The sequence below is a fragment of the Nonomuraea sp. 10N515B genome, assembly GCF_052245915.1.
Classification (GTDB): Bacteria; Actinomycetota; Actinomycetes; order Streptosporangiales; family Streptosporangiaceae; genus Nonomuraea.
This window is the reverse complement of record NZ_JBQQBQ010000001.1, coordinates 198,850-216,654: the sequence shown is the minus strand read 5'-3', so window position 1 is coordinate 216,654 and position 17,805 is coordinate 198,850. Positions and strand designations below refer to the sequence as shown.

The following is a 17,805-nucleotide window of genomic DNA, read 5'->3' as shown; positions in this document are numbered from 1 at the left end:
ATCCGCTACCTGCGATGATCCGCTGGACGCGGGCCATCGTGCATTCGGTATACAGTATGGAAAAACGCGGGTCAAGGAGTGTGCCGGTGACCGTTGTGCGGCATGGACCAGTGGTGGAAGCAATGTCATGGGACGCCGCGCGGGTCGTGGCGGCGGGCGCGGCCCGCCCGCTCGGCCCGTTGTCGGTGCCGTTGTCAGAAGCGCTCGGGTGCCGGTTGGCCGGGCCCTTGAGGGCGCTGGTGGCGGTGCCGGGCGTGGATGTGGCGGCGATGGACGGCTACGCGGTGGCGGGCGGAGGTCCGTGGCGGGTGGTCGGTCGCGTCCTGGCCGGAGGCGCGTTCTACGAGGGCAGGTTGCGGGCGGGGGAGGCGGTGGAGATCGCCACCGGCGCCCCGGCGCCTGCGGGGGGCGAGGCGGTCCTGCCCTACGAGCAGGCGGACATGATGCCGCCCGATGTGCCACTGGGGCTCACAGGAGTGCCCCGGATGCGCGACGAGCCAGGGTTTGGGCGCGGTGAGGCGCCGCCGGTGTGGGTGGACGGCCCCGCCGAGCCGGGCCGCCACATCCGGCGGCGCGGCGAGGACATCGCCGAGGGCGCCGTGGTGCTGGGGGCGGGCGCGGTGGTGACGCCGGCCGCGCTCGGGCTGGCCGCCGCCCTGGGCCACGACGAGCTGCTGGTACGGCCGAAGCCGAGGGTGATGGTGCTGGTCACGGGCGACGAGGTCGTGCAGCACGGGCTGCCGGGGCCGGGCCGGGTGCGTGACGCGATCGGGCCGTTCCTGCCGGGGCTGGTGGAGTGGGCCGGGGGGCGGGTCGCGGGCACGGTCCGGCTGCCCGACGGCGCCGCGCCGCTTCATGCCGCGCTCGCCGCGCACCTCAATGCCACCCACCCGCCCTCCGGCACTCACCAGCCCGGTGGCGCCCCTGCGTCCGGTGGCGCCCCTGCGTCCGGTGACGCCCCTGCGTCCGGCGACGCCGGCCCACCCATCCCCTCTGCCGGCGCCGAGCCGTCCGACGCGCGCTGGGGCAGCGCGGCGTGGCGCGATGGCGCCGGCGGGGCGGCGGCTGACGTGATCGTCGTGTGCGGCGCGTCGTCCAAAGGACCCGCCGATCATCTGCGGGCCGTGCTCGGCGACCTCGACGCCGACGTTCTCGTCGACGGTGTCGCGGTGCGGCCAGGGCACCCGCAGTTGCTCGCCCGGCTGCCCGGGGGCCGGCTGGTCGTCGGGTTGCCGGGGAACCCGTTCGCGGCACTCGCCGCATCCCTCACCTTGCTCGCTCCCGTCCTGCGGACGCTGGCCGGGCGGGTGGCGGCCGGCGAGACGAGCGCCTTGCTCGGAGCGATGAGCGAGCAGTCGCCCGGGGCCGGGAGGCCGGCGGGCGGGGAGAGGAGTGCGCTGGCCGGTCACGTGCGGGCACATCCCCGCGACACCCGCCTCGTGCCGGTCAGGAGGACCGGCCGGGGAGCCGTGCCCGTGGGGCATGACCGGCCGGGATCTCTCTGGGGAGCGGCGCTGGCGGAGGCCCTGGCCGTGGTCCCTCCGGGATGGGCCGGCGAGCAGGTGGAGCTGATCGAGTTGCCCCCCGGGGTCTAGACAGGCCGATTCAGGCGGAGTAACTATTGCCTTCATACGGTATGCAGTATGCGGAAGACAGACGCCGGAAAGGTGGCACAATGTCGGAAACGATCTCTGGCGGTCATCTCGTAGCCAAGGCACTCAAAGCCGAGGGCGTGGACGTGATCTACACGCTCTGTGGCGGCCACATCATCGATATCTACGACGGCTGCGTCGATGAGGGCATCGAGGTCATCGACGTACGCCATGAGCAGGTGGCCGCGCACGCCGCCGACGGGTACGCCCGCATCACCGGCAAACCCGGCTGCGCGGTCGTCACCGCCGGACCCGGCACGACCGACGCGGTGACGGGCGTGGCCAACGCTTTCCGAGCGGAGAGCCCGATGTTGCTCATCGGCGGCCAGGGCGCGCTGAGCCAGCACAAGATGGGCTCACTCCAGGACCTCCCGCACGTGGACATGATGACCCCGATCACCAAGTTCGCCGCCACGGTGCCCAGCACGGAACGGGTGGCCGACATCGTGTCGATGGCCTTCCGCGAGTGCTACCACGGCGCGCCCGGCCCCTCCTTCCTGGAGATCCCGCGCGACGTGCTCGACGCGAAGGTCCCCGTGGAGAAGGCGCGCATCCCCAAGGCGGGGCACTACCGGGCCTCCACCCGGCAGCAGGGCGACCCCGAGGCGATCGAGCGGCTCGCCGACCTCCTCGCGCACGCCGAGAAGCCGTGCATCCTGCTCGGGAGCCAGGTGTGGACGTGCCGGGCGACCGACGCCGCGATCGACTTCGTCCGGGCCCTCAACGTGCCCGCGTACATGAACGGCTCAGGCCGCGGCACGCTCCCGCCGGGAGACCCGCACCACTTCCAGCTCAGCCGCCGGTACGCCTTCACCGAGGCGGACCTGATCATCATCGTCGGCACCCCGTTCGACTTCAGGATGGGCTACGGCAAGCGGCTCTCGCCGACCGCGACGGTCGTGCAGATCGACCTCGACTACCGCACCGTCGGCAAGAACCGCGACATCGACCTGGGGATCGTCGGCGACGCCGGCCTCATCCTCGCTGCGGCCGCCCAGGCCGCCAGCGGCCGCATCGGCGACATCACCGCCAAGCGCAAGGCGTGGATGGACGAGCTGCGTGCCGTCGAGACACAGGCGTATGAGAAGCGGCTGCCCCGCCAGCTGTCCGGTGCCCAGCCGATCGACCCGTACCGGCTCGTGCACGAGATCAACGAGTTCCTCACCGAGGACACCATCTACATCGGTGACGGCGGCGACATCGTCACCTTCTCGGGCCAGGTGGTCCAGCCCAAGTCGCCCGGCCACTGGATGGACCCGGGCCCGCTCGGCACGCTCGGCGTCGGCATGGCCTTCGCGATGGCCGCCAAGCAGGCGCGGCGCGACAAGGAGGTGCTGTGCCTGTTCGGCGACGGCGCCTTCAGCCTGACCGGCTGGGACTTCGAGACCATGGTCCGCTTCGACCTGCCGTTCATCGGCGTCATCGGCAACAACTCGTCCATGAACCAGATCAGGTACGGCCAGGCCGCCAAGTACGGCGAGGACCGTGCCCGCGTCGGCAACACGCTCGGCGACATCCGCTACGGCGACTTCGCCAAGCTCCTCGGCGGCTACGGCGAGGAGGTGCGCGACCCGGCCGAAATCCGCCCCGCGCTCGAGCGGGCCAGGGAGTCGGGCAAGCCCTCGCTCATCAACGTCTGGGTCGACCCAGAGGTTTACGCCCCCGGAACCATGAACCAGACGATGTACAAGTAAGGGGGAATCTCGACATGAAGGCACTCGAAGGTGTCCGCGTCCTCGACATGACCCACGTCCAGTCCGGCCCGTCCGCCACCCAGCTCCTCGCCTGGCTCGGCGCGGACGTGGTCAAGCTGGAGGCCCCGACCGGTGACATCACCCGGCAGCAGCTGCGTGACGTGCCCGACGTCGACAGCCTCTACTTCACGATGCTCAACTGCAACAAGCGCAGCATCACGCTCAACATGAAGAGCGAGCGCGGCAAGCAGATCTTCACCGAGCTGGTGCAGACGGCCGACATCCTGGTGGAGAACTTCGGCCCGGGCGCGGTGGACCGCATGGGCTTCTCCTGGGAGCGCCTGCAGGAGCTCAACCCCCGCCTCATCTACGCCTCGATCAAGGGCTTCGGCCAGGGCCGGTACGCCAAGTTCAAGGCGTACGAGGTGATCGCGCAGGCCATGGGCGGCTCGATGAGCACCACCGGCTTCGAGGAGGGCCCGCCGCTGGCCACCGGCGCCCAGATCGGCGACTCGGGCACCGGCATCCACGCGGTCGCCGGCATCCTGGCCGCCCTCTACCAGCGTGAGCAGACCGGCCGCGGCCAGCGGGTGCAGGTGGCCATGCAGCACGCCGTGCTGAACCTGTGCCGTGTGAAGCTCCGCGACCAGCAGCGCCTCGCGCATGGCCCGCTGCGTGAATACCCGAACAAGACCTTCAGCGACGAGGTGCCCCGCTCCGGCAACGCCAGCGGCGGCGGCCAGCCGGGCTGGGCGGTGCGGTGCGCGCCCGGCGGCCCGAACGACTACATCTACGTGATCGTCCAGCCGGTCGGCTGGAAGCCGATCTCGAACATCATCGGCCGTCCCGAGCTGGCCGACGACCCCGAGTGGGCGACGCCGGAGGCGCGGCTTTCGAAGCTGGACAAGATGTTCCAGCTCATCGAGGAGTGGACCATCCGCCACGACAAGTGGACGGTCCTGGACCGGCTCAACGCCGAGAACATCCCGTGCGGGCCGATCCTGTCGACCAAGGAGCTGGTGGAGGACGAATCGCTACGTGACGAGGGCATCGTCGTCAGGGTCGAGCACCCCGAGCGCGGCGAGTTCGTGACGGTCGGCAGCCCGCTGCAGCTGTCGGACTCGCCGGTCGACGTCCGCACCCCGCCCCTGCTCGGCGAGCACAACCTGGAGATCTACGGCGAGCTCGGCGTGAGCGCCGAGGAGCTCGCGGAGCTCAAGACGAACGGAGTCGTTTAAGTGGAGGAGCGGCGAGCAGGGTCCGACAGCGGCAGCTTGCGTAACCAGGGAGGGCCCGTAGGGAGCGCGACCATAGACACAGTCCGGGAAGTACTGGACAAGGCATTCGCCGAGGGCCGGACGGCTCTGACCGCTCCGGAGGGGCGGCAGATCTGCGAGGCCTACGGCATCACCACCCCGGGTGAGGGGCTGGCCACGTCGGCGGCCGAGGCGGTGGAGATCGCCGAGAAGATCGGGCTTCCGGTCGTCCTGAAGATCGTCTCGCCCGACATCCTGCACAAGACGGACGCCGGCGGCGTGCTCGTCGGGCTGAAGACCGCGGAGGAGGTACGGCAGGGTTACGACACGATCCTGGTCAACGCCCGCGCCTACAACCCCGACGCGAAAATCGACGGCATCCAGGTGCAGCAGCTGGTCGGCGGCGGTCACGAGGTCATCGTCGGCGCCGTCACCGACCCGACCTTCGGCAAGGTGGTCGCCTTCGGCCTGGGCGGTGTCCTGGTTGAAGTACTTAAGGACGTGACCTTTAGACTTGCCCCGCTTTCGGGTGATGATGCCCTTGGGATGTTGGACGACATCAGAGCGGCCGAAGTGCTGCGTGGTGCCCGTGGTGCCGAGCCCGCGAACCGGGAGGCGCTGGGGGCGCTCATCGAGCGCGTCGGCAAGCTCGTGTCCGACTTCCCCGAGATCATCGAGGTGGACCTCAACCCGGTCTTCGCCGACGCGAACGGCGCGGTCGCCGCCGACGTGCGCATCCTCATCGGTGAGAAGCCGAAGGACGTCGAAAGGCTGTCCCGCGACGAGATCCTCCGGCAGATGACGCGGATCTTCAAGCCGCGCTCGGTCGCCGTGATCGGCGCCTCGGCCGAGACCGGCAAGATCGGCAACTCGGTCATGCGCAACCTCATCAACGGCGGCTACAAGGGGCAGATCTTCCCGATCAACCCCAAGGCCGACGAGATCATGGGGTTGCCCGCGTACAAGAGCGTCTCCGACGTGCCGGGAGACGTGGACGTGGCCGTGTTCGCGATCCCGGCGAAGTTCGTGGCGGCGGCACTGGAGGAGGTGGGGAAGAAGGGCGTGGCCGGCGCGGTCATGATCCCGTCCGGGTTCGCCGAGACGGGGAACGTCGAGGGCCAGAAGGAGATCGTGGAGATCGCCAAACGGCACGGCGTGCGCATGCTCGGCCCGAACATCTACGGCTACTACTACACGCCGGAGAACCTCTGCGCGACGTTCTGCACCCCGTACGACGTCCGGGGCAGCGTGGCGCTGACCTCGCAGAGCGGCGGCATCGGCATGGCCATCCTGGGCTTCAGCCGCACCACCAAGATGGGTGTCTCGGCCATCGTCGGCGTCGGCAACAAGGCCGACGTGGACGAGGACGACCTGCTGACGTTTTTCGAGCAGGACGACAACACCAAGGCCGTCGCCATGCACCTGGAGGACCTCAAGGACGGGCGCGGCTTCGTCGATGCCGCCCGCCGGGTGGTCAAGGAGAAGCCGGTCATCGTGCTCAAGGCCGGACGCACCGCGATGGGCGCGCGGGCGGCCGGATCCCACACGGGCGCGCTGGCGGGCGACGACAAGGTGTACGACGACATCCTGCGCCAGGCCGGTGTGGTGCGCGCGCCCGGGCTCAACGACATGCTGGAGTACGCTCGCGCGCTGCCCATCCTGCCGGCGCCCAAGGGCGAGAACGTCGTCATCATCACCGGGGCGGGCGGCTCGGGCGTGCTGCTGTCCGACGCCATCGTGGACGCCGGGCTGACGCTCATGGACATCCCGCCCGACCTGGACGCCGCATTCCGCGCCTACATCCCGCCGTTCGGCGCGGCCGGCAACCCCATCGACATCACCGGCGGCGAACCGCCCTCGACGTACGCGAACACGGTCCGCCTGGGCCTGACCGACGAGCGCATCCACGCGCTGGTCCTGGGCTACTGGCACACGATCGTGACGCCGCCGATGGTGTTCGCCGAGCTGATCGCCCGGGTGGTGAAGGAGGAGCGGGAGAAGGGCAACGTCAAGCCGGTCGTGGCGTCACTGGCCGGCGACACCGAGGTTGAGGAGGCCTGCGAGTACCTGTTCGAGCATGGCGTGGTCGCGTACCCGTACACGACGGAGAAGCCCGTTGCGGTCCTCGGTGCCAAGTACCGCTGGGCCAGGGCTGCCGGACTGCTGCGCTAGAGCCAGGCGCAGCTGATCTGGCAATGAGGGGGCTATTCGGGGCGCACGAGGAAGCAACAACCCCCCAGGAGGTCCGTAGGTGGACACATCAAACACACCACCGGCGACTGCCACGCCGCCGGTTGAGGATCAACGAGTATGGAAAGCGGGCCGGCTTGAGCCGATGCCCATCAGAAAGCTCCCGGACGCACCACCCTCGGTGCACATTCTCGGGCCGACGGTCTTCCTCGTCGCGCTGGGTGTGGGCATGGGCGAGTCGTACATGTGGCCCCGCCTGGTGCTGCTGTTCGGGCCCGAGATCAGATGGTTGTTCCTGATCGGCGTCACCCTCCAGGCCGTGGTCATGCTGGAGATGGCGCGCTACGCCATGGCCACGGGGGAGAGCATCTTCTCCGGCGCGGCCCGGGTGTTCAAGCCGCTGATGTGGTTCTTCTTCGTCGTCGCGATAGCCGTCTACATCTGGCCAGGGCACCTGTCGGCAGGTGCGGCGGCCTTCGAGGAGATAACCGGGATTCCCTGGGTGGTGACCGCGGTCATCGGACTCGTCCTGGTCGGCGTGGTCTTCAGCCTGGCCAAGGTGATCTACAACGTGCTGGAGAACGTGTTGTCGCTGCTCATCGGCGCACTCGTGCTCGGCACGGCCGTGGTGGCGGCCATGGTCGGCTCCTGGGGCGACGTGGCCACCACGATCACCGGCATGTTCGCCATCGGCTACCTGCCTCCCGAGGCCATGTCGGCGGCCTGGTTCCCGGTGATCGTGGGGGCGTGCGCGTTCGCCGGTCCTTCGGGCATGCAGCAGATGTGGTACACGCTGCACCTGCGTGACTCCGGGGCCGGCATGGGCGCGCACATGCCCAAGGTGCGCGGGCTGCGGCACGCGGGCGAGCAAGAGGCCATGCCCGCGCGCGGCTTCATGTTCGACACCGAGGACCCGGCGGAGATGGCCAAGTGGAAGGGCTGGCGGCGCTGGGTCACGTTCGACGCGCTGCTGCTGTTCTGGGGCATCACCATGCTGGTCACGATCTCCTTCACGGTGATCGCCCAGTCGGCGGTGCGGATCGACCCGGGCGTGCGCGACGTCATCCGGGGCGACGACCGGGAGGTGGCGCTCTCCGCCATGGCCAACGCCGTCTCCTCGGCCGGCAGCTCCGTGCTCGGCACGATCTTCCTCGGGTTCATCGCGCTGATCGGCTTGAACGCGACGCTGGGGCTCTTCGACTCCTTCTCGCGGGGCCAGGCCGACATGACCTACAACTTCGTGCCAGGGGCGAAGAAGCTGCGGATGTCGCACTTGTACGCGGGCTTCCTCTGGGGCGTGATCATATTCGGCATCCTGATCCTGCTGTTCGGGCCGGCTGACGGGCCGAGCGGGATCCTGGACACGCTGGCGTTCCTGTCGACGTTCGCGATGGGCGCGTACTGCGTGACGTTGCTCCTGGTGAACAACCGCATGCTGCCCAAACCGATCAGGCCGAAGTGGTGGTCCAACGCGATCATCGGCTTCGGTGCGGTGTTCTACCTCGGGATGCTGTTCTACAGCCTGTTCGCCTTCGGCGTGGTCGTGGGCTGATGGAGGGACGGCACAGCATCGAGCTCGCCCTGCCAGGGGCGTCCATCGGAGCCGTCGCCGGTGCCATGGCCGGTGGGCTGACCCTGTTCGCAGGGCTGCCCACCGGTATGGCCGCGCTGTCGGCGCTGGCGCTGGCCGTACCGCTCGCCGTGTTCGGCGGGATGTACGGCATGCTGCTCGGCCACGGCGTGTTCCGGCCGGGGACCTTCGGGCCCGCGGGCCTCTATTGGATGGCGGCCTTCCCGCTGTCCCGGCTGCTCCAGGAGAGCGTCGCCGGGGTCGGCATGGCCGACGGCGTGTTCGGCTTCCTCGCCTACCAGGCGATGGTGGCGCTCGGCTTCGCCATCGGCTTCGTCTGGATCCACGAACGGCTCATGCCGTACTGGCTGCTGCGCCGCGCGGGCGCCAACCCGCGCGCTGAGGCGCTGCTCGCCATCTACCTCCAGTACGCACAGGCCGTGCGCGCGAGGAAGGGAGCAAAGCGTTGAACCTGCCCGTCTGGGTCTGGCTGGCCACGATCGGCGGATTCGGTCTCATCCTCGCGCTCGACTTCTGGCTGGTGGCGCGCAACCCGCGCGAGCCGTCCTTCAAGGAGTGCGTGGGCTGGGTGTCGTTCTACGTCGGCCTGGCCGTGGCCTTCGGCGCCGGCCTGCTGGTGCTCTCAGGTCCCGCGCACGGCGGGGAGTTCTTCGCCGGCTGGATCACCGAGTACTCGCTCAGCATGGACAACCTCTTCGTCTTCCTGCTGATCATGAGCCGGTTCCGCGTGCCCCGGCAGTATCGCCAGAAGGTGCTGCTCATCGGCATCATCCTGGCGCTGGCCATGCGGGGCGGGTTCATCGCGGCAGGGGCGGAGGCGGTCGCCCGGTTCGACTGGCTGTTCTACGTGTTCGGCGCCTTCCTGGTCTACACCGCGTGGAAGCTGATCGGGCACGAGGACGAGGAGGCGGAGTTCTCCGAGAACATCGCCCTGCGTACGGTGCGGCGGGTGCTCCCGACGACGGACACCTATCACGGCGCCCGGCTCACCGTGCACCACGGGCGCAGGATGGTGACCCCGATGCTGATCGTGATGGTCGCCATCGGGACCACGGACCTGCTGTTCGCGCTCGACTCCATCCCGGCCATCTTCGGCCTCACCAAGGAGCCCTACCTGGTGTTCACGGCCAACGCCTTCGCCCTCATGGGGCTGCGGCAACTCTTCTTCCTCATCGGCGGCCTGCTGGACCAGCTCGTCTACCTGAGCAAGGGGTTGTCGGTGGTGCTGGCCTTCATCGGGGTGAAGCTCATCCTGGAGGCCCTGCACCACGACGGCGTGTCGTGGGCGCCGGAGATTCCGATCCTGGTGTCTCTCGGCGTCATCGTCGGGACTCTCGCCGTCACCACGGTGCTGAGCCTGATCAAGTCGGCCCCCGACGCCAGGAAGGAGCCGGTTTCCGTAGATCGCTGACCATGCCGCGGTGGGGGTGCTCTGGCGGCCCCTGCCGCGGCTCAGCGCCTCGGGGTCTTGCGTACGTCGTGCTCGGCGGCCCACTGCCGCAGGTAACGCTCTGCGTCGTCGGCCGAGTAGTGCTTTCTGAGCGCTGCGCTCAGGCCGATGCCGATCGCCCGGCCATCTGCTGATTGGCCCGGGGGATCACCAAGGAGAAAGCGGATGAACGCCTTCATGGTCATGCACCTCCCATCCGTGCTGCTCCATCCTCTGTCCGAGGTGTTTCGGAGCATGTCTTTTACTGTGAACGTCAGGTCAACCCGTCCTCATCCCGCCTGCTGGGCGCGCGGACGGCGGCGGCGCACCGGCTTCGGGGCGGGCTGGACGGGCTCGTTCTCCCGCTGCTCCATGTAGGAGACGCGGGTGTGCTCGGTGTGCTCGCGCATGATCTTCGCGGCGCGGCGCTCGTCGCCGGCCTCGATGGCGTCGATCAGCGCCGTGTGCTCTTCCCACGAGGCCATGCCCCGCTGGCGGGCCACCGGCGTGTGGTACCACCGCACCCGCCTGGCCACCTGGCTGGCCAGCTCGGCGAGCACCTTGTTGCCGGACAGCGCGGTCACCAGGGCGTGCAGCTCCGAGTTGATGGCCACGGCGCCGTCGATGTCGTCGGTCTGCACCGCGGCGATGCCGCGCGCGCACAGGGTGCGCAGCCGCTTGACGCCGTCCTCGCCGGCGTGTTTCGCGGCGAGCCTGGCGGACTCGGTCTCCAGCAGCGCGCGTACGGCGAGCAACTGGTCGGCTTCCTCTACCGTGGGTACGTGCACGAACGCGCCCTGGCCGGGGTGCAGGTCGACCCAGCCCTCGCCGCTGAGCTGCTGCAGGGCCTCGCGAACCGGCTGCCTGGACACGCCGAGGAGATCGGCCAGCTCGCTCTCGACCAGGTGCTGGCCGGGCTTGAGCTGGCCGGAGACGATGAGCTCCTGGATGGCCTCGATGACGCTCTCCCGGAGCGTGGCGGGACGCTGAATCTTGGTGGCCGCCGTCTGACCGGCCTGATCCGACAGCAACATGGTCACGTCTCCAGGGGCTGCGTGTTAACGGTTTTTCGTCGACTGCCTACAGCATACCGTTCGCTGGATGAACCCGGCTGGTGAACCTCGTCACAAGGCCTTGTCACACGGGGATTGTGGCCGGCAGGCCCGGGATGCGCAGGCGCGGCGTGGCCAGGGCCGGCAGCGCGGCCAACGTCGCGGCGACGAGGAGGGCGGTCGCGGGCGTGGTGAGCGCCACCAGGGCGAGGGCGACGGCGCCGACCCCGGCCAAGGCTTTGGCGCTGTAGACGACGGCCTGGATGTCGCCGGCCCGCTCGACGCCGAAGAACTCGCGCACCAGGCTGGCGAGGAGCGGGTAGAACGCCCCGCCGCCCACCCCGGCGGCGATGACGCCCAGCCACAGCAGCGGGCTGGCCGCCGCCGCAGACGCCCCCAACGCGCCTGCACTCGCCGCCGCGGAGATTCCGGCCGCGCCTGTGCCCGCCGCTGCGGATGCGCCCAGCGCACCCGTGCCCGCCGTTGCGGATGCGCCCAGCGCGCCTGCGCCCGCCGCCGCGACGTCCTGCACGGCGAGCGCGATCAGCACCTGGCCCGCCGCGAGCGCGGCGAGGACGCCAGTGAGCACTCGCCGGCGGCCGAGCAGCTCGGAGCAGCGCATGGCCAGCGACCGGCTCGCGCCGTTGAGCGCCACCAGCAGAGCCACGGCGGCCCATGATCCTGTGCTCGCCACCACGATCACGTCGAACACCGACACCGCCCCCGCGCACGTCAGGATGAGCGCGAGCGCCGGCAACGTCCGCGTGCGCAACGCCTGCGGCAGCAGGAACTGCCTGGCGGCATCGGGGGTGACGCGCAGCCGGGCGGCGTCCAGCGCGTGCGTGCGCGGGTCCACGTCCTCGGGCCACCACAGCGCCGGAGGCAGCCGCAGGTGCCGAGCCGCCGCACCGATGACGGCCACCGCGACGACCGCGGCGAGCAGAAAGGCGGCGGACGTCGCGCCCGGGGCGATCCCCGCCCACACAAGCAGGGGTACGGCGCCGTACCCGAACGCGCCGGTGATGAGCCCGACCCGGGCGGCGGGCCGCTCCGGATACCAGGAGGAGACCACCTCGCCGCACACCCCGTAGACGAGGCCCGCGCCCAGCCCGCCGAGCAGCGCATAGCCCACGAAGGCGACCGGGCCGGCGCTCCCGGCGATGAGCCCCGGGGTGGTCAGCGCGGCCGCGAACAGCCCGAGTCCGCTGAGCGCGGCGCCGCCGAACAGCGCGGCGCGCACGCTGAGGCGGCCGTGCCGTACCAGGTGAAGCGCGGGCAGCGCGCCCGCGGCCTGGCAGGCGATCCAGACCGCCAGCAGGGTCAGCCCGGCGGCCTGCTGGGCGAGGAGGGCGGCGTAGCCGTACTGGAGCGGGCTGATGGCCGCCATGGCGGCCCAGGCCAGCCAGAACATGCGGGTGCGGTCGGCGGGGACGGGGCCGGGGACGTACGCGCGCCCGCGCCAGTCCTTGATTGCATTCTCCATACTGTATGGAATATCCAGAAGACCGGGCCCTGTCGAGACCTAGACGGAGAATATTCCATACGGTATACCGTAGACAAAGGAGGCTCGAATGGACCTGTACGAGTACCAGGCGAAGGAGCTCTTCGGGCGTCACGGGATCCCGGTCCCGGCAGGCAAAGTAGCGGCCACCCCGGCCGAGGCCCGCGAGATCGCGGCCGAGCTGAACGCGCCCGTTGTCATCAAAGCCCAGGTGAAGACCGGTGGACGGGGCAAAGCAGGCGGGATCAGACCGGCGGCGGGGCCGGTCTCGGCCGAGCAGGAGGCGGCCCGCGTGCTCGGGATGGACATCAAGGGCCACGTAGCCCGCCGCGTGCTGGTCGAGGCGGCGACCGTGCCGTTCGAGGAGTATTACGCGGCCTTCCTGGTGGACCGCGCCGAAGGTGGCTTCCTGGCCATGGTGTCCGGCCAGGGCGGCATGGAGATCGAGGAACTGGCGGCCACCGACCCCGACGCCATTGTGAAACTGCCGATCGACTCGGTGACAGGGGTGGACGCGGACACCGCGCGGCTGCTGGCGGCCAAGGCGGGCCTCCCCGAGCAGGCCGCCGGCGTGCTGGAGAAGCTGTGGCACGTGCTGGTCGCGGAGGACGCGCTGCTGGTCGAGGTCAACCCGCTGATCTGCACGACCGACCAGCGCGTCGTGGCCCTTGACGGCAAGGTGACCCTCGACGACAACGCGTACTTCCGGCACGCCTGGCAGTACGCCGAACGTACGGACAGTTTGGAGGACCGGGCCAGGGCCAAGGGGTTGAACTACGTCAAGCTGGACGGCCGGGTCGGTGTCATCGGCAACGGCGCGGGCCTGGTCATGAGCACGCTGGACGTGGTGGCCGGGGCCGGCGCCGCGCCCGCGAACTTCCTGGACATCGGCGGCGGCGCGTCCGCCCAGGTCATGGCCGACGGGCTGGAGATCATCCTGGCCGACCCGGACGTGCGGTCGGTGCTGGTCAACGTCTTCGGCGGCATCACGGCCTGCGACGCCGTCGCCAACGGCATCGTGACCGCGCTCGAGCTCCTCGGCGAGCGCGGCCGGGCCAGGCCCATCGTCGTACGGCTGGACGGCAACAACGCCGAGGTGGGGCGGCGCATCCTCAGCGAGGCCCGGCACCCGGCCGTCCGCCAGGTCTCCACCATGGACGGCGCCGCCGAGATGGCGGCCAGACTCGCGGCAGGTGCGTGAGATGGCGATCTTTCTGACCAGGGACAGCCGGGTGCTCGTGCAGGGCATGACGGGCGCGGAGGGCACCAGGCACACGGCCCGCATGCTGGCCGCCGGCACCGACGTTGTGGCCGGGGTGACCCCGGGCAAGGGCGGGCGGTCGGTGGACTTCGGCGAGCGTACGGTGCCGGTGTTCGGCTCCGTGGCCGAGGCCATGGCCGAGACCGGGGCTGACGTGTCGGTGGTCTTCGTGCCGCCGCGCTTCACCGGCGGCGCCGTGGAGGAGGCGGTGGCGGCGGGCGTCCCGCTCTGCGTGGTGATCACCGAAGGCGTCCCGGTCCACGACGCGGTACGGTTCCGCGCGCTGGCGAACGGCCGTACCCGGATCATCGGGCCCAACTGCCCCGGACTGATCAGCCCCGGGCAGTCCTCGGCCGGGATCATCCCCGCCGACATCACCTCGGCCGGCCGCATCGGCCTGGTCTCCAAGTCCGGCACGCTCACCTATCAGCTCATGTACGAGCTGCGCGACCTCGGCTTCTCCACTGCCGTCGGCATCGGCGGCGACCCCGTCGTGGGGACCACCCATATCGACTGTCTGCGGGCGTTCCAGGACGACCCCGGCACCGACGCCATCGTGATGATCGGTGAGATCGGCGGCGACGCCGAGGAACGGGCCGCGGCCTACATCGCCGAGCACGTCACCAAGCCCGTGGTGGCCTACGTCGCCGGCTTCACCGCGCCGGAGGGCAAGACCATGGGGCACGCCGGCGCGATCGTGTCCGGCTCGTCCGGCACCGCCCAGGCCAAGAAGGAGGCCCTGGAGGCGGTCGGGGTGCGGGTCGGCCGGACCCCGTCCGAGACGGCCCGGCTCATGCGCTCGGCCCTGGCGGGTGTCTCGTGAGGTTCGATGTCAACCTGTCCATTCTGTTCACCGATCTACCGCTGCTGGAACGCCCGGCCGCGGCGGCCAAGAACGGGTTCGACGCCGTCGAGCTGTGGTGGCCGTTCGACGGCCCGGACCCGACCGGCGCCGAGCTGGCCGCGCTGCGGCAGGCCATCGAGCACGCCGGGGTGCGGCTGGTCGGGCTGAACTTCGACGCCGGCGACATGGCCGCGGGCGAGCGCGGCCTGCTGGCCAGGCCGGACGGCTCGGCCCGGTTCCAGGCCGGCATCGACGCCGCCGTGCGGCTGGCCGGCGAGCTGGGCTGCGGGGTGCTCAACGCCCTGTACGGCAACGGCCCCGGCGTCGACAGGGACCTCGCCGTGGCCAACCTGCGCAGGGCGGCCGACGCGGCCGCCGGCATCGGCGCGACCGTGGTGGTCGAGGCCCTCAACTCCCACGAGAACCCGAAATATCCGATCACGTCGTCACAGGCGGCGTTCGAGCTGATCGACGAGGTGGACCGGGAGAACGTGGCCTTCCTGGCCGACCTCTACCACCTGCACCGGATGGGCGAGGACGTGCTCGCGCTCATCGACCGGCACTGCGCACGGTTCGGCCACGTGCAGATCGCCGACGATCCCGGCAGGGGCCGGCCGGGGAGCGGGCGCATGCCGTACCGGGAGATCTTCGCGCGGCTGGAGGCCGCGGGCTATCGGGGTCACGTCGGCCTGGAGTACCGGCACGAGGGGCCGGGCGCGTTCGACTGGAGGCAGGGATGAACATCGGGTTCGTCGGCTTGGGGATCATGGGCAGCCCGATGGCGGCCAACCTCCTCAAAGCCGGACATGCCGTGACCGGCTATGACGTGAGCACCGAGCGCGTCGATCAGCTCGCCGGCCTGGGCGGCAAGGGCGCGTCGAGTGTGGTCGACGCGGTCGGCGGCGCGGACGTCGTGATCACCATGCTGCCCGACTCGCCGCAGGTCGAGGACGTCGCGCCGCTGGTGATCGAGTACGGCCGCCCCAACCTCCTCTACATCGACATGAGCACGATCAAGCCGGAGACCTCCCGATGGGTGGCCCGGCAGGCGGCCGCCGTCGGCGTACGGGCGCTGGACGCCCCGGTCAGCGGCGGCGAGCACGGCGCGATCGACGGCACGCTCTCGATCATGGTCGGCGGCGCGGCGGAGGACGCCGAGGCGGCCCGGCCGATCCTGTCGACGCTCGGCACGACCGTGGTGCACGTCGGCCCGGCCGGCGCCGGGCAGACCGTGAAGGCCGCCAACCAGCTCGTCGTCGGCGGCATCTACGCGCTGGTGGCGGAGGCGATCGTGCTCCTGGAGGCGTCCGGCGTGGACCCGGCGGGCGGGCTCGACGTGCTCGCGGGCGGCCTGGCCGGCTCCCGGATCCTGGAGCTCAAGCGGCACACCATGGTCAAGCGCGAGTTCGCCCCGGGCTTCCGCATCGACCTGCACCACAAGGACATGGGCATCGCGCTCGCCGCCGCCCGCGAGGCCGGGGTCAGCCTGCCGCTCACCGGGCAGGTCGCCCAGCTCGTGGCCGCGGCCCGGGCGCAGGGCCACGGTTCGCTCGACCACTCCGCCCTGCTCAAGGTCGTCGAAAGGCTGAACGGATGAACCGTATTCCTTGTATGGAGGCCGTGGTGGCGGTGCTGGAGTCGGAGGGGGTGGACACCGTCTTCGGCATCCCCGGGGCGGCCATCCTGCCGCTCTACGCCGCGCTCCAGCACAGCTCGATCAGGCACATCACGGTCCGCCACGAGGAAGGCGGCACCCACGCCGCCGACGGCTGGGCCAGGGTGACGGGCAACGTCGGCGTCTGCATCGGCACATCCGGCCCCGCCGGCACCAACATGATCACCGGTCTCTACACCGCCCTGGCCGACTCGATCCCGATGATCTGCGTCACCGGCCAGGCCATGACCTCCAAGCTGCACCAGGAGGCGTTCCAGGCGGTCGACATCGTGGAGATCGCCCGGCCGGTGACCAAGTGGGCGGTGCAACTCAAGGAGCCCGCCCAGGCGCCGTGGGTGTTCAGGGAGGCGTTCAGGATCGCGCGGTCCGGGCGGCCAGGGCCCGTGCTCATCGATCTGCCGATCGACGTGCAGCGCGGCACCTGCCTGTACGACCGGGACCTGGACGCGCCGCTGCCCGTCGAGGAGCCCAGGCCGCTGCCCAGGGCGGTGAGCGCGGCGGTGGACATGTTGTCGGTGGCCAGGCGGCCGATCATCCTCGCCGGCGGCGGAGTGATCATCGGCGACGCGAGCGAGGAGCTGCGCGCGCTGGCCGAGCACCTGCAGGTGCCGGTGCAGGTGACGCTCATGGGCAAGGGCGCCTTCCCCGAGGACCACCCGCTGTTCGCCGGCATGGCCGGCATCCAGACCCAGACGCGGTGGGGCAACGCCGCGTTCCTGGAGAGCGACCTGGTCCTGGCCGTGGGGGCACGCTTCGGGGACCGGCACACCGGCGACCTCGACGTCTACCGCAGGGGCCGGAAGTTCATCCACGTGGACATCGAGCCCACGCAGATCGGCCGGGTCTTCGAGCCCGACCTGGGGATCGTCGGGCACGCCCGGCCGGTGCTGGCAGAGCTGCTGGACCAGGCGCGCCGACGTACCGCCCGCAGAGAGCCGGGCACCTGGGTGCGCAAGGTCGCCGACCTGCGCCGCACGATGGGCCGCCGCGACGACTTCGACGACGTGCCGATCAAGCCGCCTCGGGTGTTCAAGGAGATCAACGAGTTCTTCGACCGGGACACCACGTTCGTCACCGCCATCGGGCTCTACCAGATCTGGTCGGGGCAGTTCCAGACGACGTATCTGCCGCGCCGCTACCTCGTGTGCGGGCAGGCCGGGCCGCTGGGCTGGGAGGTGCCGGCCGCCATGGGCGTCAAGTGCGCCCATCCGGAGCGGCAGGTCGTGGCCGTGGTGGGCGACTACTCCTTCCAGTTCCTCATGGAGGAGATCGCGGTGGCCGCCCAGTACCGCATCCCGTTCGTCATCGTCATGATCAACAACGAGTATCTGGGGCTGATCCGGCAGGCCGAGATCCCGTACGGCATGAACTACGCCGTGGACCTGCACTACGGCGAGGGCGGCATCGACCACGTCAAGGCCATGGAGGCGTTCGGCTGCCCGGCCCGCCGGGTGGAGGTGCCCGGGGACCTGCGGGACGCGCTGGCCTGGGCCTCGGCCGAGGCGGCGCGGGAGCGGCTGCCAGTCCTCGTCGAGGTGATGGTGGAGCGCGAGGCGAACGCCGCCATGGGGCCCTCACTGGAAGCCATCAAGGAGTTCGAGCCGCTGCCCGAGCTCATGACCGCCGACTGGTCCGACTGATTCCGACCGATTCCGACTCT

General features: G+C 70.4%; 15 protein-coding genes. 12 read left to right on the top strand and 3 right to left on the bottom strand.

Annotation, left to right across the window (positions count from 1 at the left end):
- The first annotated feature begins 122 nt into the window (after positions 1 to 122).
- From ACTWQA_RS00890 to ACTWQA_RS00860, 7 genes are all read left to right on the top strand, one after another.
- Entirely contained in the window at positions 123 to 1,595 is a 1,473-nt protein-coding gene (locus ACTWQA_RS00890) for a molybdopterin-binding protein (protein WP_443157641.1), read from the top strand.
- Positions 1,596 to 1,675: 80 nt separating this feature from the next.
- Positions 1,676 to 3,346 (top strand): thiamine pyrophosphate-binding protein, encoded by a 1,671-nt coding sequence (locus tag ACTWQA_RS00885; protein WP_443157391.1) that lies wholly within the window; start codon positions 1,676 to 1,678, stop codon positions 3,344 to 3,346.
- 14 nt (positions 3,347 to 3,360) lie between these two features.
- Positions 3,361 to 4,584, top strand: coding sequence for a formyl-CoA transferase (gene frc / locus ACTWQA_RS00880; RefSeq protein ID WP_443157390.1), 1,224 nt, complete (start codon positions 3,361 to 3,363; stop codon positions 4,582 to 4,584).
- Between the two features lie 72 nt (positions 4,585 to 4,656).
- On the top strand, positions 4,657 to 6,774 hold the full coding sequence (locus tag ACTWQA_RS00875; protein WP_443157640.1) for an acetate--CoA ligase family protein: 2,118 nt from the start codon (positions 4,657 to 4,659) through the stop codon (positions 6,772 to 6,774).
- Between the two features lie 163 nt (positions 6,775 to 6,937).
- Entirely contained in the window at positions 6,938 to 8,344 is a 1,407-nt protein-coding gene (locus ACTWQA_RS00870) for an Nramp family divalent metal transporter (protein WP_443157389.1), read from the top strand.
- Entirely contained in the window at positions 8,344 to 8,832 is a 489-nt protein-coding gene (locus ACTWQA_RS00865) for a hypothetical protein (RefSeq protein ID WP_443157388.1), read from the top strand. Before ACTWQA_RS00870 ends, ACTWQA_RS00865 begins: the two co-directional genes overlap by 1 nt.
- Positions 8,829 to 9,794 carry a TerC family protein gene (locus tag ACTWQA_RS00860; RefSeq protein WP_443157387.1) on the top strand — a complete coding sequence of 322 codons (966 nt, stop codon included), beginning with the start codon at positions 8,829 to 8,831 and terminating at the stop codon, positions 9,792 to 9,794. The genes ACTWQA_RS00865 and ACTWQA_RS00860 overlap by 4 nt, the downstream gene beginning before the upstream one ends.
- A gap of 41 nt (positions 9,795 to 9,835) precedes the next feature.
- On the opposite strand, the gene ACTWQA_RS00855 is transcribed toward ACTWQA_RS00860, so the two are convergent.
- The 3 genes from ACTWQA_RS00855 to ACTWQA_RS00845 form a co-directional block, all read right to left on the bottom strand.
- A complete protein-coding gene (locus ACTWQA_RS00855) occupies positions 9,836 to 10,012 on the bottom strand; it encodes a hypothetical protein (RefSeq protein WP_305920855.1) in 177 nt (58 codons plus the stop codon).
- A gap of 90 nt (positions 10,013 to 10,102) precedes the next feature.
- The gene (locus tag ACTWQA_RS00850) at positions 10,103 to 10,846 is read right to left on the bottom strand and encodes a GntR family transcriptional regulator (RefSeq protein ID WP_443157386.1); all 744 of its coding nucleotides are present in this window, start codon (positions 10,844 to 10,846) and stop codon (positions 10,103 to 10,105) included.
- 103 nt (positions 10,847 to 10,949) lie between these two features.
- On the bottom strand, positions 10,950 to 12,347 hold the full coding sequence (locus ACTWQA_RS00845; protein WP_443157385.1) for a hypothetical protein: 1,398 nt from the start codon (positions 12,345 to 12,347) through the stop codon (positions 10,950 to 10,952).
- A gap of 88 nt (positions 12,348 to 12,435) precedes the next feature.
- On the opposite strand from ACTWQA_RS00845, the gene sucC reads away from it, so the two are divergent.
- The 5 genes from sucC to gcl are packed head-to-tail and all read left to right on the top strand — an operon-like array spanning position 12,436 to position 17,785.
- Positions 12,436 to 13,566, top strand: a complete 1,131-nt coding sequence (gene sucC / locus ACTWQA_RS00840; RefSeq protein WP_443157384.1) for an ADP-forming succinate--CoA ligase subunit beta — start codon at positions 12,436 to 12,438, stop codon at positions 13,564 to 13,566.
- Between the two features lies 1 nt (position 13,567).
- Positions 13,568 to 14,449, top strand: coding sequence for a succinate--CoA ligase subunit alpha (gene sucD, locus ACTWQA_RS00835; RefSeq protein ID WP_443157383.1), 882 nt, complete (start codon positions 13,568 to 13,570; stop codon positions 14,447 to 14,449).
- Positions 14,446 to 15,210 (top strand): hydroxypyruvate isomerase family protein, encoded by a 765-nt coding sequence (locus ACTWQA_RS00830; protein ID WP_443157382.1) that lies wholly within the window; start codon positions 14,446 to 14,448, stop codon positions 15,208 to 15,210. Before sucD ends, ACTWQA_RS00830 begins: the two co-directional genes overlap by 4 nt.
- Complete coding sequence (locus ACTWQA_RS00825; protein WP_443157381.1) at positions 15,207 to 16,067, top strand: 2-hydroxy-3-oxopropionate reductase; 861 nt, start codon at positions 15,207 to 15,209, stop codon at positions 16,065 to 16,067. Before ACTWQA_RS00830 ends, ACTWQA_RS00825 begins: the two co-directional genes overlap by 4 nt.
- On the top strand, positions 16,064 to 17,785 hold the full coding sequence (gene gcl / locus ACTWQA_RS00820) for a glyoxylate carboligase (protein WP_443157380.1): 1,722 nt from the start codon (positions 16,064 to 16,066) through the stop codon (positions 17,783 to 17,785). Before ACTWQA_RS00825 ends, gcl begins: the two co-directional genes overlap by 4 nt.
- The last annotated feature ends 20 nt before the right edge of the window (positions 17,786 to 17,805 follow it).

Bases quoted from the DNA above. Each gene is read 5' to 3' on its own strand.
- ACTWQA_RS00885 (WP_443157391.1), top strand. From the start codon at position 1,676: ATGTCGGAAACGATCTCTGGCGGTCATCTCGTAGCCAAGGCACTCAAA.
- frc (WP_443157390.1), top strand. From the start codon at position 3,361: ATGAAGGCACTCGAAGGTGTCCGCGTCCTCGACATGACCCACGTCCAG.
- gcl (WP_443157380.1), top strand. From the start codon at position 16,064: ATGAACCGTATTCCTTGTATGGAGGCCGTGGTGGCGGTGCTGGAGTCG.
- ACTWQA_RS00890 (WP_443157641.1), top strand. From the start codon at position 123: ATGTCATGGGACGCCGCGCGGGTCGTGGCGGCGGGCGCGGCCCGCCCG.
- ACTWQA_RS00855 (WP_305920855.1), bottom strand. From the start codon at position 10,012: ATGAAGGCGTTCATCCGCTTTCTCCTTGGTGATCCCCCGGGCCAATCA.
- ACTWQA_RS00850 (WP_443157386.1), bottom strand. From the start codon at position 10,846: ATGTTGCTGTCGGATCAGGCCGGTCAGACGGCGGCCACCAAGATTCAG.
- ACTWQA_RS00865 (WP_443157388.1), top strand. From the start codon at position 8,344: ATGGAGGGACGGCACAGCATCGAGCTCGCCCTGCCAGGGGCGTCCATC.
- sucC (WP_443157384.1), top strand. From the start codon at position 12,436: ATGGACCTGTACGAGTACCAGGCGAAGGAGCTCTTCGGGCGTCACGGG.
- ACTWQA_RS00845 (WP_443157385.1), bottom strand. From the start codon at position 12,347: ATGGAGAATGCAATCAAGGACTGGCGCGGGCGCGCGTACGTCCCCGGC.
- ACTWQA_RS00870 (WP_443157389.1), top strand. From the start codon at position 6,938: ATGCCCATCAGAAAGCTCCCGGACGCACCACCCTCGGTGCACATTCTC.
- ACTWQA_RS00825 (WP_443157381.1), top strand. From the start codon at position 15,207: ATGAACATCGGGTTCGTCGGCTTGGGGATCATGGGCAGCCCGATGGCG.
- sucD (WP_443157383.1), top strand. From the start codon at position 13,568: ATGGCGATCTTTCTGACCAGGGACAGCCGGGTGCTCGTGCAGGGCATG.